The sequence below is a fragment of the Variovorax sp. 22077 genome, assembly GCF_052044195.1.
GTDB classification, from domain to species: Bacteria; Pseudomonadota; Gammaproteobacteria; order Burkholderiales; family Burkholderiaceae_C; genus Variovorax; species Variovorax atrisoli.
In genome coordinates, this window is the sequence record NZ_JBQEQC010000009.1 from 228,768 (window position 1) to 242,541 (window position 13,774).

The window sequence follows — 13,774 nt, forward strand, 5'->3', positions numbered from 1 at the left end:
ACACGAAGTGCGCGGCGCCTGAGGGTGTGCTCACTGCAGCTTGATGCCGCGGGCCGAAATGATCTTGGTCATGATGGCGGCCTCTTCATTGACGCGCGTGCGCATGCCGTCCGGCGAGGTGCCCACGGCCTGCCAGCCCTGCTCGAAGAGCTTGCGGCGCACGTCGGGGTTCTTCATGATCGCCTCGAGCTCGCGGCTGATGCGAGCCTGCGCCACCTTCGAGAGGTTGGCCGGGCCCAGCAGCGCCACCCACACCTCGAGGTTGAAGTCCTTCACGCCGGCGTCCGACAGCGGCGGGATCTCGGGCACCAGCGCACTGCGGCCGCCCGTGAGGCCGATGGCCTTGAGCTTGCCGGCCTTGATCTGCGGCATGGCCACGCCCGGCGGGATCAGGCCCATCTGCACCTGGTCGCCCAGCATCGCGGTGATGACCTGCGGGTTGCCCTGGTAGGGCACGTGCTCGGGCCTGAAGCCGGGCACGCGGGTCTTGAGCAGCTCCATGCCCAGGTGGCCGACAGAGCCGATGCCCACCGAGCCGTAGTTCCACTTGTCGCCGGCCTTGCGGCCTTCGTCGAAGAAGGCGGTGCCCGAGGGCAGGTTGTTCTGCGCCACCAGCACCAGCGGGGCGGTCGCGATCAGCGAAAGGTAGGTGAAGTCCTTGACCGGGTCGTAGGGCAGCTTGGGGTACAGCATCTTCGACGACGTGAGGTTGCCGTTGATGACGATGCCCAGCGTGTGGTCGTCGTTGGCCTTGGCCACCTGGTCGGCCGCGATGTTGCCCGAGGCGCCGGCCTTGTTGTCGACCACCACTGGCTGGCCCAGCGCCTTGGCCAGCGGCTCGGCGATGGTGCGCGCGGCGATGTCGGGCGTGGAGCCGCCCGGGAAGCCCACGAGCAGGCGGATCGGCTTGGTCGGCCAGGCGGCGTTGTCTGCGTTGGCGCTCAGCGGCAGCATGGCGGCGGCGGCCAGGCCGCAGGCGATCAAAAGGGCTCTCTTGGTGGCGTGCATGGAGAAAAAGTGTGAAAAAGTCGTCAAAAAACCAAAGAGGGCCAGCTTAACTGCCGCGCAAGACGCCGGGCAAGACCGAAGTCCGGCGCGCCCTCGCTATTCGAGGCTGATGTTGCCCCTTCGCACCAGCTCGCCATACACCTTCGACTTGGCCTCGGCATTGCGCTCGATTTCCTCGGGCGACCATGCGAGCGGCTCGAAGGCGAAGGTGTCGAAGCGGGCGCGGATCTCGGGATCGGCGATGACCTTGGCCACGTCGGCATTGATCTTCGCCTTGATGGCCGCCGGCACGCCCTTGGGCGCGAGCAGCGACACGAACGAATTGACCTCCAGCGAGGCGGGGCCACCGGCCTCGGCCATGGTCGGCACGTCGGGCATCTGCGGGATGCGCTTGGTGGCCGCCACCGCGATGTAGCGCAGCTTGCCGGCCTTGTAGATGCCCTGGCTCGACGGAATGCTCGCGAAGGCCCACGGCACTTCGCCGGTGCCCACGTTCGAGTAGAGCTGCGACACCTCGCGGTAGGGAGCATGGCGCATGTGGATGCCGGTGAGCGCCTCCAGCTGCTGCGCACCCAGGTGGCCCGGGCTGCCCACGCCCCACGAGCCGTAGACGATGCCGTCGGGGTTGGCCTTGGCCGCGGCGATCAGGTCGCCCATGTTCTTCCACTTGGAGTCGGTGCCCACGGCCACGAAGAAGGGCGTGCGAAAGAGCGAGGCCACTGGGTCGAAATGCTGCAGCGTCACGAAGTTGCGCGACTTGTACAGGTGCGGCAGCGCGGCGATGTGCTCGCTGTCCAGCTGCAGCAGCGTGTAGCCGTCGGGCGCGCCGCGGCGGGCCTGGTCGATGGCGATGAAGCCGCCGCCGCCCGGCCGGTTGTCGATGACCACGCGCTGGTTCCAAAGGCGCGAGAGCTTGTCCGAGACGAGGCGCAGCACCGCGTCGGGGCCGCTGCCGGCGGCGAAGGGCGTGACCAGGGTCACGGGCTTGCTGGGGTAGTCGGAAGCCTGGGCCAGTGCTCCCGTGGTAGCCGTCAGGGCCAGCAGGCCCGTCATCAGTGCGCGCGAAAAGTTCATCTCTCTTGTCTCCTGGGCGTGGACCTGGATGGTCGCCTCGATGGTTATGAATGTTGAAAGAAAACTGCCTCAGTGTCGCGAAAGCACGGCCGCGGCTTCGGCGACGGCCGCGGCCGAAGGACGCAGCGACTCGGGCGCGTCGTCCAGGCAGCGCTCGGGCCGCCAGGCGTAGAGCCACTCGACCGCATCGTAGAAGCGTTCGGGCGTGCGGCCCGGCCACAGGTTGTTGCGCACGAGGCGCTCCACGCCCTTGGCATGGTAGAGGCGCCCCATCTCGCGCACCGACAGCACCACGCGCGCCGTGCGGGCGACCCGAGCCGCCTCGTAGAGCCTGAAGGCGGCGGGCATGTCGAAGCCGCAGGCCTTCACCGCCTCGCCGAGCGTCACGGCGTCTTCCAGCGCCATGCACGCGCCCTGCGCGAGGTACTGCATCATCGGATGGGCCGCGTCGCCCAGCAGCGTGGCGGCGCCTTCGCTCCAGCGCTCGACCGGGTCGCGGTCGGCGGTGCTCCAGCGGCGCCACGAGGTCGGGCGGTCGAGCAGCTGGCGCGGGCGCGCATGCACGCCCTCGAAGTACGAGAGCACTTCCTCCTTGCTGCCGTCGGTCACGCCCCACTCTTCCTTCTCGCGGCTGTGGAAGGTGACGACCAGGTTGTACTGCTCGCCGTGGCGCAGCGGGTAGTGCACCAGGTGGCAATTCGGGCCGGCCCAGACCACGGGCGCGTTCCAGCGCAGGTCGGCCGGCATGTCGGCCGCGGGCACCACGGCGCGATACACCACGTGGCCCGACACGCGCGGCGCGTCGCCGATGAGCCGGCTGCGCACCACCGATTTCACGCCGTCGCAGCCGACGATGGCATCGGCCTTGAAGCTGCGGCCGTCGCGCGTCGTTGCGGTGACGCCCTGCCCGCCCAGGTCGATGGACTCGACCTGCGCCGAGGTGTGGAAGCGGATCAGCGGATGCTGCTTCACCGCCTCGTGGATCGCGCCGTGCAGGTCTGCGCGATGGCTCACCGCATACGGATTCTTGAAGCGCGCACGGAAGGCCTCGCCCACCGGCACCGAGGCCACTTCGCCGCAGTCGACGGCGTCCATCATCACCAGCCGGTCTGTGAACACCGAGCCCCGGCGCACCGCCTCGCCCACGCCCAGCGCGTCGAGCGCCGCGAAGGCATTGGGGCCGAGCTGCAGGCCCGCGCCGATCTCGCCGATGGTGGCGCTCTGCTCGAGCAGGTCGATGGAAACACCCAGGCGCGCGAGCGCCAGCGCGGCGGCCATGCCGCCGATACCGCCGCCGACCAGCAGCACGGTGGGAGGGTTCTTCGATGAAGTCATGGCGGGCCCGTGCTTTCCGGTGGATTCGGTCAGTCGATATGCACAGTCAGCGACGGCAGCCGCTCGATGCTCACCTTGATCGTCTGGCCCGGCTTCACCGCGCCCACGCCCTCGGGCGTGCCGGTGAAGATCAGGTCGCCGGGCTGCAGCGTGAAGAGCGTCGAGAGATTGGCGATGACTTCGTTCACCGACCAGATGAGGTGCGTGATGTCGCTCTTCTGGCGCACTTCGCCGTCCACTTCGAGCACGATGGCGCCGGCATTGATCTCGCCCACGTCGGCCAGCGTGCGCAGCGGCGCGATGGGCGCGGAGAAGTCGAAGGCCTTGCCGATCTCCCACGGGCGGCCCTGCTCGCGCATCTTCATCTGCAGGTCGCGGCGGGTCATGTCCAGGCCCACGGCGTAGCTGTGGATGTGGCTGGCGGCCTGCTCGACCGGGATGTTGGCGCCGCCCTTGCCGATGGCGACCACCAGCTCGGCCTCGTAGTGGTAGTTGCTGGTGAGCGGCGGATAGGGAATGGAGGCGGTCTCGCCCTCGGCCACCGGCACCACCGAGGCGTCGTCGTTGGGCTTGCAGAAGAAGAAAGGCGGCTCGCGGTCGGGGTCGAAGCCCATCTCGCGTGCATGGGCGGCGTAGTTGCGGCCCACGCAGTAGACGCGGCGCACCGGGAACTGCTGGTCGGAGCCGGCGATGGGCAGGCCGACGATGGAAGGAGGCGTGAAGACGAAGGACATGGAAGGCTCCTGCCGCTCGGGGCGGCACACGGTCAGAAAGAAAGAAAAATCGGAACTGCGCGCCCGGGCTTCAGGCGTCTTCGAGGAAGGCCTCGCGCAGGATGCCCATGGCCTGCTGCACGGGGCGGTCGGAGAAGCTGAAGAGCACCGCGTCTCCATCCGGCGACGACAGCTTCAGCGTCGCCCACGAGGGCACCACGAAGGTGTCGCGCGGTCCGAATGAGAAGCGCTGGCCGGCGATCTCGGCCGTGCCGCGGCCCTCGACCACGCTGTAGACGGCGCCGTCGGTCGCGCGGTGCGCCTTGCCGGTGAAGCCCTTCGGCAGCAGTTGCAGGTTGGTCGCGATGGTCGGCATCGGCGAGCCGCCGGTCAGCGGGTTGATGTAGCGCAGCTTGTGGCCCAGCCAGGCGTCGGGCGCTTCCTGCTTCTGCAGCTGCGCCAGCGCCTCGCGGCTGCGCGCATAGGGGTAGTTGAAGATCGGCGAGGTGGCCGATGCGTGGTCGTGCCGCACCGGCACCATGTTGTGGCCGAAGCGCGCGAGGCTGTTGCCCTCGGGGCGCGAGACGTGCTGCACCTTGGAGTCGTCGTTCTCGGCGAAGCCTGCGTCGAAGAAGCGCAGCATCGGGATGTCGAGGCCGTCGAGCCACACCACCGGCTCCACGCTGCCGCCGATGCCTTCGTTGCCATGGTCGTGCCAGGCCCACGAGGGCGTGATGATGAAGTCGCCCGGGTACATGGTGGTGCGCTCGCCGCCCACCGTGGTGTAGGCCCCCTTGCCGTCGACGATGAAGCGCAGCGCCGACTGCACGTGGCGGTGCGAGGGAGCGACCTCGCCCGGCATGATGAGCTGCAGGCCCGCGTAGAGCGACTGCGTGATCGACGAGTTGCCGGGCAGCGCCGGGTTCTCTAGCACCAGCACCCGGCGCACGGCCTCCTCGGCGGTGATGAGGTCGGCCGACTCCATCAGCAGCGGGCGGATCTCGTCGTAGCGCCACAGCGCGGGCACGCACGGCGTCTGCGGCTCGCGCGGCACCAGCGCATGCAGCGACTCCCACAGCGGCGTGAGGTGCAGCGGGCGGATGCGGTCGTAATAGTCGCGGCGCTCGGCCGCATTCGAGGGGGCGGGTTTCATGGGGCGGTGTCTCCGTTGGCGGCATTGTTGGCGCGCACCACTATTTCCTCAAGACCGACAGCCAATACACGGAATTCGAAATTTCGATAATGGTGCCTTTCGCCGTAAGCAGGAGTCCCGCATGTCGAAGCTCGATCTCGAATGGCTCGCCGTGTTCGACGAGGTCTACAAGACCGGCAACGTCTCGAAGGCAGCCGAGCGCCTGGGCATGGCGCAGGCCGCGGCCAGCACCGCGCTGAACAAGCTGCGCACCCACTTCGACGACCGCCTGTTCACCCGCACCGCGCAGGGCATGCAGCCCACGCCGCACGCCGAGCGCATCTACCCGAACCTGCGCGAGGCGCTGGCCCAGATCGCGCAGGCGCAGGGCAACCGCAGCAGCTTCGATCCGGCGCAGGCGCAGCGGCGCTTCCGCATCTGCATGACCGACATCAGCGAGGTGGTGCTGCTGCCCGGCCTGCTCGACCACCTGCGCCAGGCGGCGCCGGGGGTGCACATCGAGACGGAGATCATCTCCACGCTCAGCGGCCGCCGGCTGCAGGACGGCGAGGTCGACCTCGCCGTGGGCTTCATGCCGCAGCTGGACGCGGGCTTCTACCAGCAGACGCTCTTCATGCAGAACTTCGTCTGCCTCGCCGCGAGGAACCATCCGCGCATCGGCACGAAGCTCTCGCGCAAGCGCTTCGAGGCCGAGGCGCACGCGGTGGTGTCGACCTCGGGCACCGGACACGCCATCGTCGACACCACGCTCGCGCGGCTGGGCCTGAAGCGCAACGTGGTGGTGCGGCTGTCGAGCTTCTTGAGCGTGGCGCGCATCGTGGCGCAGACCGAGCTGCTGGTGGTGGTGCCGCGCATCCTCGGCAAGGTGCTGGCCACGCAGGAGCCGGTGAAGCTGCTGGAGCCGCCCTTCGCGCTGTCGGACTATGCGGTGAAGCAGCACTGGCACGAGCGCTTCCATGCCGACCCGGGCAATGCCTGGCTGCGGCGCACGCTGGCGCAGCTGTTCAGCGGGAGCTGAGCGCGCGCGCCGCGACGACCGGCGGCGTCCGCAGGCGGGGTGCCCGCTCGCATAATCGCGGCTCCCCACTCCATAGTCACAGCCCACATTCACCACCAAAGGCGGCCCCCATGTCCTCGATCACCCTGCGTTTTCTCGCCGAGCCCAGCACCGTCAACTTCGGCGGCAAGGTCCACGGCGGCACCGTCATGAAGTGGATCGACGAGGCCGGCTACGCCTGCGCGACCAGCTGGGCCAAGCGCTACTGCGTCACCGCCTTCATCGGCAGCATCCGCTTCCACCGGCCGATCATGATCGGCGACCTCGTCGAGGTGGAGGCTCGCCTCGCCTACACCGGCAAGACCAGCATGAACATCTCCGTGGAGGTGCGCAGCGGCGACATGAAGGGCGGCGCGATGGAAAAGACCACCGAATGCCTGATCGTGTTCGTCTCGGTCGATTCGCACGGCCGTCCCCTGCCGGTCGAGGCCTACGTGCCCGGCACCCCCGGCGAAATGGCGCTGGCCGAGCGCGCCAAGGCGCACCTGGACGCGAGCCGAGCGGCCAGCGGCACGCCCTGAGCCGCCCCACAGCTTCGACCCATGGCTTCGCCCCATAGACGCGAAGCTCTAATGAAGAGGCCCTCGGGCGGCTAGAGTCAGGCGATTGTTTGCACGCAAAGGAAGAAATCGCATGGCTACCCAGGACGACGACAGCAACGGCAAGGCCGCCGACCGCATCAAGGACTCCGCCCAGCAGATCTGGCTCGCCGGCCTCGGTGCCTTCGCCAAGATGCAGCAGGAAGGCAGCAAGGCCTTCGAGGCGCTGGTGCGCGACGGCGCCGGCATGCAGAAGAAGACCCAGCAGGCCGCCGAGGAAACCCTGTCCCAGGCACAGCAGCGCATGGCGGGCTTCGCCAGCGAGTTCGGCACCAAGGCCGCGGGCCAGTGGGGCAAGCTGGAGAACATCTTCGAGGAGCGCGTCGCCCGCGCGATGGAGAAGCTGGGCGCCCCCAGCGCCGCGGACATGGCCGCGCTGCAGGCGCGCGTCGAGGCATTGGAGGCCCAGCTGAAGAAGGCACAGCAGGGCACTGCCGCCGCCGCACGCAAGACCACCGCCCGCAAGCCGGCCGCGCCCGCGGCCAAGAAGACCTTGCGCCGCAGCAAGGCCGGCTGACCCCGAGCGGGCCGTCCGCGTGGCGGCCGCGATTGCGGCACTGCACAAGAGCGGCGGCGCCGCAAATCATGTCCCGCGCCTTCATGGTGCGGTGCACATACGCTAGAGTGTCCCCAAGAGAGACGAACGAGACATCGGGGGCACCGACATGGCAAAGAAGGCGCCACGCCGCACCGCGCAACGCATCCTCGAAGCCGCATTGGACCTGTTCAACCGCTTCGGGGAGCCGAACGTCTCGACCACGCTGGTGGCGGGCGAACTCAACATCAGCCCCGGCAACCTCTACTACCACTACCCGGCCAAGGAAGAGCTGATCAACAAGCTCTACGAAGGCTACGAGGCCGAGCTCGACGAGCTGCTGCACGCCAGCGAGGGCGTGCACGACGTGGAGGACGCCTGGTTCTTCATGCACAGCCTGTTCGAGCTGATCTGGCGCTACCGCTTCCTCTACCGCGACCTCAACGACCTGCTCAGCAAGAACCGCCGGCTGGAGACCCAGTTCCAGCTGGTGCTGAAGAACAAGGCACGCGCCATCCGGCAACTGATCGCCGGCCTGAGCCGCGCCGGCCACCTGGAGATCGACGTGCACGAGGTCGACACGCTCGCGCAGAGCATGGTGGTGGTGCTGACCTACTGGCTGAGCTACGAATACGTGCGCAACCCGCGCGAGGCGCTGGAACCCGAGCATGCGCAGGGGGCGCTGATGCGCGGCGGGCTCCACGCCCTGCACCTGCTCGCGCCCTACCTGGGCCCGGAACAGCGGCGTCACCTGCTGGCGCTGGGCAATGCCTACAACGGCGAAGACCCTGGCGCCGCGGCCACTCCTGTCGACATGGCGGTCTAGAACCATGCCCCATCCCGATTTCAAACCGCTTTCGCTGATGTCCGCCGGTGCGGCCAACACCAACCCCGGCACCGGCACCGAGCCCTGGACGCCCCTGCCCTGGGCCGACTCGCCGCGCTACGACGCGCGCAGCGTGCTGTCGCACTGGCCGCGCCTGCATGCCGGCCACGCGCTGCCGCCGCCGGCCGAGGGATCGACGCTCGCCGAGGGCTGGGCGCTGTACCACAGCGGCGAGTTCGAACGCGCCGCGGCCATCGGCCTGCTGCAGGGCCCGGAGGGCATGGCGCTGGCCAACCAGGCGACCGCGATCTACGCCAACTACCTGGAGCCGCGCGAATCGGCACGGCTCTCGATGTTCCGCCAGGTGATCGAGCGCGCAGGCGCGCAGGCCGAGGCCGAGCCCGACAACTGCCAGGCGCTGTACTGGCAGTCCTATGCGCTGGGCCGCTACAGCCAGGGCATCAGCGTGGCGCGCGCGCTGGCGCAGGGCCTGGGCAGCAAGCTCAAGGGCGCGCTGGAACGCGTGATCGAACTGCAGCCCCGGCACGCCGATGCGCACCTCGCGCTGGCCTCGTTCCACGCCGAGGTGATCGACAAGGTGGGCGCGCTGGTCGGGCGCATGACCTACGGCGTGCGCGCCGAGACTTCGCTCGAACTCTTCGAGCGCGGTCTGGAGCTGCACCCGCAGTCGGCAGCCGGGATGATGGAATACGCCCGCGCGCAGTTGATGCTGCACGGCGAGGCTCGCATGGCCGAGGCGACGCGGCTCTACGAGAAGGCGGCGGCGCTCGTGCCGGCGGATGCGCGCGAGCGACTGGACGTGGAGCTGGCAAGGGCCGGATTGCGGGACTGACCGGTATCGCCGCAGCACCGGCGGGCATCGGTACGTTCGTGTACCGCAGGACTTAAGATGCGGGCTTTCCGCTTCACATCTCCCAGACCGACATGTCCGACCTCAACGCCCAGTTCGAAACCGCCCAGGCCAATTCCAAGCTGCTCGCCGAGCGCCCCGACAACCCGACGCTGCTGAAGATCTACGCCCTGTTCAAGCAGGCCACCGAAGGCGACAACACCGCCAAGAAGCCCAGCTTCAGCGACATCGTCGCCCGCGCCAAGTGGGACGCCTGGACGGCCCAGAAGGGCCTGAGCGCCGACGAGGCCAAGCAGAAATACATCGACCTGATCGAGTCGCTGCGCGGCTGAACGGCCCGGCGGCCGTCCTGCCGGTTCAGGCCGGCAGCTTCGTGTCGGCCAGGCGCCGGATGGGCTGCACGAAGGCGAGGTCCGCGCCGTCGAGCACGTCGCGGCCCTGCAGGCTCTCGAAGCGCAGCCCGGTCTCGGCCTCGATGAAGGCCAGCGGGCGCTGCGAGGTGCCGAAGTCTTCCAGGTCGCGCGCCACGCCCGAATCGAGATAGATGCCCTGGCTCATCAGGTAGGCGATGGCGCTGAGCTCGCCGGTCGCCTCGCTGATGAAAGCGACCACCTTCCAGAAGTCGCGCGGAATGCGGATGCCGAATCGCTCCGCGTCGTCCGCACGCAGGATCGGCCCGGTGAAGACGCTGATGCGCTTGTCGTCGCCCTGGGCGTTGCCCAGCACGTAGTCTTCGAGGTCGCCCCAGAGCCCGTCGTTGAAGGGCTGCCACTGGGGGCAGGCGTTGGTGGCGAAGAAGGTGTCGATGTTGGCCCGCTGCGCCGTCGCGAGCGGGCCCCAGTTCGGGTCCTGCCTGCGCGTCATGTGGCCGCGCGAGAACTTGCCGTCCTGCTGGGGGCCGTAGGCCTCGCGCAGCATCTGGTATTCCTTTCCGATGCGCCCGTCGTAGCTCCAGGTGTCGTGGCGCGGCACGTTCTTCGACTTCGAGCCGTCGATGTTGCAGGCCGAATAGAGCGGCATGCGCCGCGAGATGCACTGCACCGTGCTGAAGTGCTGGTACCTGAGCTCGAAGGAGCCGTCCTCCAGCTTCGCGATGTCGTCCATGGAGATGGACTCGCCGATGGAAGGCAGCGCCACGTGCGCGTCCTTCCCCAGGAAAGCGGGCGAATAGCCCTTGCGGCCCTTGAAGAACTCCGGCGGCTTCGGCGTCGCGGCGACGCTGGATGCCTGCCCATGAGCTGCTCACGACCTGGATGTCTGCATCGGACATGGAGAACCTCCCTCCTGAAAAACACAGGGGCCGATTCCGGCCCCGTCCTGGAATGCGTGCGCGCCGCGCGGCTACTTCGCGAGCTTGGCCCGTGCGTTTTTCAGGTTGAAGACAGGCTTGCGGATTTCCGCGAAGGCGGGCCTGGAGATCGTCCACTCCGGGTTCTGCTCGAGCGCGGCGAGCTGTTCGTCGTCGACCTGGGCTTCCATCAGGGTGCTGGTCTTGGGCGTAAGCACCACGCCGGGAACGCAGCGGCGCAGCCGTGCCTCCGCCGACAACTTCTTGCCGGGGCTGCCTGTGTAGGTCAACACGATGCTGGTCACTTCAGAACTCCAAAACCTTCGTACTCGGCCGGCCAACCCACCTTCTTCGCTGTCTCGGACAGCATCCTGACGATGGCATCGGCCTTCTCGGGGCCCCTGGGCATGTTAAGCAGCTTCCTTTCCCCTGACAACAAGCGGGCTGCCATCCCCGACGAGTAGGGCGTGGCCATCGAAGTTCCGGACATCATGGCGTACCTGTCGCCCGGAAAGGCCGACAGCACCGCCACCCCGGGGCCGATGAAATCGGTGGAGAGACCGTAGTTCGAGAACTCGGCGACGAACTCCTTGCGGCGGCGAATCTCGCTGGCCTGGAAGCTCTCGGGGCAGTCCGCCGGAAAGGTGCCGTCGCGCCCCAGAGCGCCCACCGCCAGGGTGTGGCTGTAGCGGGCGGGATAGCGCAGGAGCGGCTGGCCGTCGTTGCCGGTGGCGGCGAACACCACCACGCCGGCGTTGCGCGCCTTCTCGAGGATGTCGGGCATCTCCGGCATGGGCTCCAGGCTGCCCATGCTGATGTTGACGATGTGGCAGCCGTCGGCGATCGCCCGGTCGAGCGCGCTGGCGATGTCGGTCGACTTGGCCCGCCCGCGCTCGCCGCTCTTCGGGCAGACGCGGTAGGCCATGAGCCTGCAGGCCGGCGCGAGGCCGTAGACGCCGGTGCCCTGTGCCGTGCGGCCCGCGATGATCCCGGCGACGTGCGTGCCGTGGCCGATGCCGTTGTCGAGGAAGTCCGCCGGGTCCTCGCCGGTGACGAAGCAGCCGCCGCCAGCCACGGCGATGCCGGCATGGGGCCCGACGCCGCTGTCGATCACGCCCACCGTCACGCCCTCGCCCGCCTGCGCATCATGGGGCGCGTAGTTGGCCAGCAGCTGGAAGCCGTCGGGCACCAGCGGCGCGGCCGGCACGTTCAGGCGCTTCGGCGCATCGACGCGGTCGAATCCCTTCAGGAACACCGACCAGTGCGTGTGCTCCGGCTCGACCAGGATCATCTCCACGCGCGGATAGAGCACCGGAATGCCCAGGCTCGCGATGCCGTCGGGGCCGGTCACGGCGGGCACGTGCGCGCCATCCCAGTCCACGAGCGCCTTCACGCGCACGCCGGCGACCGGCCTGCCCTGCGGATCGGCAAGCCGCAGCTCGAAGCGCTTGACCTTGGTGCCCGCCGCGACCTGGATCGCGCTGGCTTCCAGCTCGTCGCCCAGCGGACGGATGTACTGCAGGTAGGCCCAGGCGGCCGGTGCGATCCGCAGCCCCGGCGTGTTGCGGCGCATGGCCAGCAGGGCCGACGAGTTGGCGCGCATCACCGACACGCCCTCGACCTGCTTGAGCAGCTTCATCCTCGGCGCGCCGCGGCCGCGCACGCCCTCGCCGATCGCATCCGCCGCGTTGCCGAGGTTGATCGCGCTCAGCGCCGCCAGCTCAGCGCCGCCGGCCTCGGCCGTGCGGGAAGGCCAGACGATCACGTCGTCGGAGAACTTGGGCTCCAGCGCCATGCGGCGCAAGCGCAGCGCTTGCAGCAGGCGCTCCAGCTTCTTCTCGTCCGACGCCGAAAGCTCGCTTCTTGCGGGCGGAAGATTCCCGTCGTTGTCGCGCCTCTGAAGTTCCCGTCGATCGTTCGCTGCTGCTGCTGCCATCGGCTCTTCCTCCTGGTTGCCGCTTTATCGCACGAAGGCTGTTTCGCCCGCGTGAATCTCCCCTGGAGAGCTGGCTACCCCACGATGCCGCGCTCGTGCAGCGCCGCGATCTGCTCGGCGCTCAGGCCGATCTCCTTCAGCACCGCGTCGGTGTCCGCTCCCAGCGCGGGTGCGTTGCGCCGGTGGCTGGCCGGCGTGAGCGACAGCTTGGGCACGAAGCCGGGCACTGCGAGATCGCTGCCGTCGGCCATGCGCACCTGCTGCAGCATGCCGCGCGCGGCGTAGTGCGGATCGGCCGCGATGTCTGCGATGGTGTAGATGCGCCCAGCCGGCACGTGCGCCGCGTCGAGCGCGGCGAGCACCTCGCCCACGGTGCGCTGCGCGGCCCAGTCGCCGATGGCGGCATCCAGCATCTCCACCTGCGCGACGCGGCCGGTGTTGCCGGCCAGCGCCGGGTCGGCGGCGAGGTCGGGCCGGCCGATGCACTCCATGAGCCGGCGGAAGATGCTGTCGCCGTTGCCCGCGACGATGGCGTAGCCGCCGTCCGCGCAGCGGTAGGCGTTGGTCGGCGCGATGCCGGGCAAGGCGCTGCCTGCCGCCTCGCGCACCGCGCCGAAGGCGCCGTACTCGGGCAGCAGGCTTTCCATGCAGTTGAAGACCGCCTCGTACAGCGCCACGTCGACCACCTGCCCGCGGCCCTTCGGATACTCGGCGCTCACCGTCGCATGCCGGTGCTGCATCGCCATCAGCACGCCGATCACGCCGTGCAGCGAGGCCAGCGTGTCGCCGATCGAGACGCCCACGCGCACCGGCACGCGGCCCGGCTCGCCCGTGAGATGGCGCAACCCGCCCATGGCCTCGGCCACCACGCCGAATCCGGGACGGTCGCGGTACGGGCCGGTCTGCCCGTAGCCGCTGATGCGCAGCATCACGAGCGCGGGGTTGGCGGCCAGCAGCTCGTCGGGGCCCAGGCCCCAGCCTTCCATCGCGCCGGGGCGGAAGTTCTCGATCAGCACGTCGGCCTCGGCCGCCAGCTGCCGCACGATGGCCTGCGCCTCGGCCTCGCGCAGGTCCAGCGCCAGCGAGCGCTTGTTGCGCGACTGCACCTGCCACCAGACCGAAGTGCCGTCCTTCAGCAGCCGCCAGGTGCGCAGCGGATCGCCCGCGCCGGGCGGCTCGATCTTGATGACCTCGGCACCGAAGTCGGCCAGCGTGCGCGCGGCGAAGGGCCCGGCGATGAGCTGCCCGAGCTCGATGACCTTGAGGCCGGCCAGCGGGCCTGCGGGGGTGGATGAGGGTGTGCTTGTGGTCGTCGTCATGGCGCCAGAGTGTGCCGCGTCACGCAACCGCCCGCGCTGGCAAACTCGCTGGATTCCATC

At 69.0% G+C, this 13,774-nt stretch carries 15 protein-coding genes; 6 read left to right on the forward strand and 9 right to left on the reverse strand.

Going from position 1 to position 13,774, the window contains the following annotated elements:
* Positions 1-30: 30 nt before the first annotated feature.
* The 5 genes from ACTJLF_RS15610 to gtdA form a co-directional block, all read right to left on the reverse strand.
* Positions 31-1,008 (reverse strand): Bug family tripartite tricarboxylate transporter substrate binding protein, encoded by a 978-nt coding sequence (locus tag ACTJLF_RS15610; protein ID WP_440883401.1) that lies wholly within the window; start codon positions 1,006-1,008, stop codon positions 31-33.
* 96 nt (positions 1,009-1,104) lie between these two features.
* A complete protein-coding gene (locus ACTJLF_RS15615; protein ID WP_019655493.1) occupies positions 1,105-2,082 on the reverse strand; it encodes a Bug family tripartite tricarboxylate transporter substrate binding protein in 978 nt (325 codons plus the stop codon).
* Between the two features lie 69 nt (positions 2,083-2,151).
* A complete protein-coding gene (locus ACTJLF_RS15620) occupies positions 2,152-3,417 on the reverse strand; it encodes a 3-hydroxybenzoate 6-monooxygenase (protein ID WP_440883402.1) in 1,266 nt (421 codons plus the stop codon).
* 29 nt (positions 3,418-3,446) lie between these two features.
* Positions 3,447-4,151: a fumarylacetoacetate hydrolase family protein gene (locus ACTJLF_RS15625; RefSeq protein WP_126184067.1), complete on the reverse strand. Its 705-nt coding sequence runs from the start codon at positions 4,149-4,151 to the stop codon at positions 3,447-3,449.
* 70 nt (positions 4,152-4,221) lie between these two features.
* Entirely contained in the window at positions 4,222-5,283 is a 1,062-nt protein-coding gene (gtdA, locus tag ACTJLF_RS15630; RefSeq protein WP_126184068.1) for a gentisate 1,2-dioxygenase, read from the reverse strand.
* A 121-nt stretch (positions 5,284-5,404) separates the two neighbouring features.
* On the opposite strand from gtdA, the gene ACTJLF_RS15635 reads away from it, so the two are divergent.
* The 6 genes from ACTJLF_RS15635 to ACTJLF_RS15660 all read left to right on the forward strand — a co-directional run bounded on the left by ACTJLF_RS15635 (position 5,405) and on the right by ACTJLF_RS15660 (position 9,503).
* Positions 5,405-6,301 carry a LysR family transcriptional regulator gene (locus tag ACTJLF_RS15635; RefSeq protein ID WP_440883403.1) on the forward strand — a complete coding sequence of 299 codons (897 nt, stop codon included), beginning with the start codon at positions 5,405-5,407 and terminating at the stop codon, positions 6,299-6,301.
* A gap of 110 nt (positions 6,302-6,411) precedes the next feature.
* Positions 6,412-6,861, forward strand: coding sequence for an acyl-CoA thioesterase (locus tag ACTJLF_RS15640; RefSeq protein ID WP_019655488.1), 450 nt, complete (start codon positions 6,412-6,414; stop codon positions 6,859-6,861).
* A 112-nt stretch (positions 6,862-6,973) separates the two neighbouring features.
* The gene (locus tag ACTJLF_RS15645; RefSeq protein WP_132800019.1) at positions 6,974-7,456 is read left to right on the forward strand and encodes a phasin family protein; all 483 of its coding nucleotides are present in this window, start codon (positions 6,974-6,976) and stop codon (positions 7,454-7,456) included.
* Between the two features lie 148 nt (positions 7,457-7,604).
* The gene (locus ACTJLF_RS15650; RefSeq protein ID WP_019655486.1) at positions 7,605-8,300 is read left to right on the forward strand and encodes a TetR/AcrR family transcriptional regulator; all 696 of its coding nucleotides are present in this window, start codon (positions 7,605-7,607) and stop codon (positions 8,298-8,300) included.
* Between the two features lie 4 nt (positions 8,301-8,304).
* Positions 8,305-9,153, forward strand: a complete 849-nt coding sequence (locus ACTJLF_RS15655; protein ID WP_440883404.1) for a hypothetical protein — start codon at positions 8,305-8,307, stop codon at positions 9,151-9,153.
* 92 nt (positions 9,154-9,245) lie between these two features.
* Complete coding sequence (locus ACTJLF_RS15660) at positions 9,246-9,503, forward strand: acyl-CoA-binding protein (RefSeq protein WP_019655484.1); 258 nt, start codon at positions 9,246-9,248, stop codon at positions 9,501-9,503.
* 25 nt (positions 9,504-9,528) lie between these two features.
* Here ACTJLF_RS15660 and ACTJLF_RS15665 read toward each other — a convergent pair whose 3' ends face one another.
* The 4 genes from ACTJLF_RS15665 to ACTJLF_RS15680 form a co-directional block, all read right to left on the reverse strand.
* A complete protein-coding gene (locus tag ACTJLF_RS15665) occupies positions 9,529-10,308 on the reverse strand; it encodes a DNA/RNA non-specific endonuclease (protein ID WP_440883405.1) in 780 nt (259 codons plus the stop codon).
* A 204-nt stretch (positions 10,309-10,512) separates the two neighbouring features.
* Positions 10,513-10,764 carry a hypothetical protein gene (locus tag ACTJLF_RS15670; RefSeq protein ID WP_019655482.1) on the reverse strand — a complete coding sequence of 84 codons (252 nt, stop codon included), beginning with the start codon at positions 10,762-10,764 and terminating at the stop codon, positions 10,513-10,515.
* Positions 10,761-12,395: a S8 family peptidase gene (locus ACTJLF_RS15675; protein ID WP_440883406.1), complete on the reverse strand. Its 1,635-nt coding sequence runs from the start codon at positions 12,393-12,395 to the stop codon at positions 10,761-10,763. Before ACTJLF_RS15675 ends, ACTJLF_RS15670 begins: the two co-directional genes overlap by 4 nt.
* A gap of 74 nt (positions 12,396-12,469) precedes the next feature.
* Positions 12,470-13,714, reverse strand: coding sequence for a CaiB/BaiF CoA transferase family protein (locus ACTJLF_RS15680; protein ID WP_019655480.1), 1,245 nt, complete (start codon positions 13,712-13,714; stop codon positions 12,470-12,472).
* Positions 13,715-13,774 lie beyond the last annotated feature (60 nt).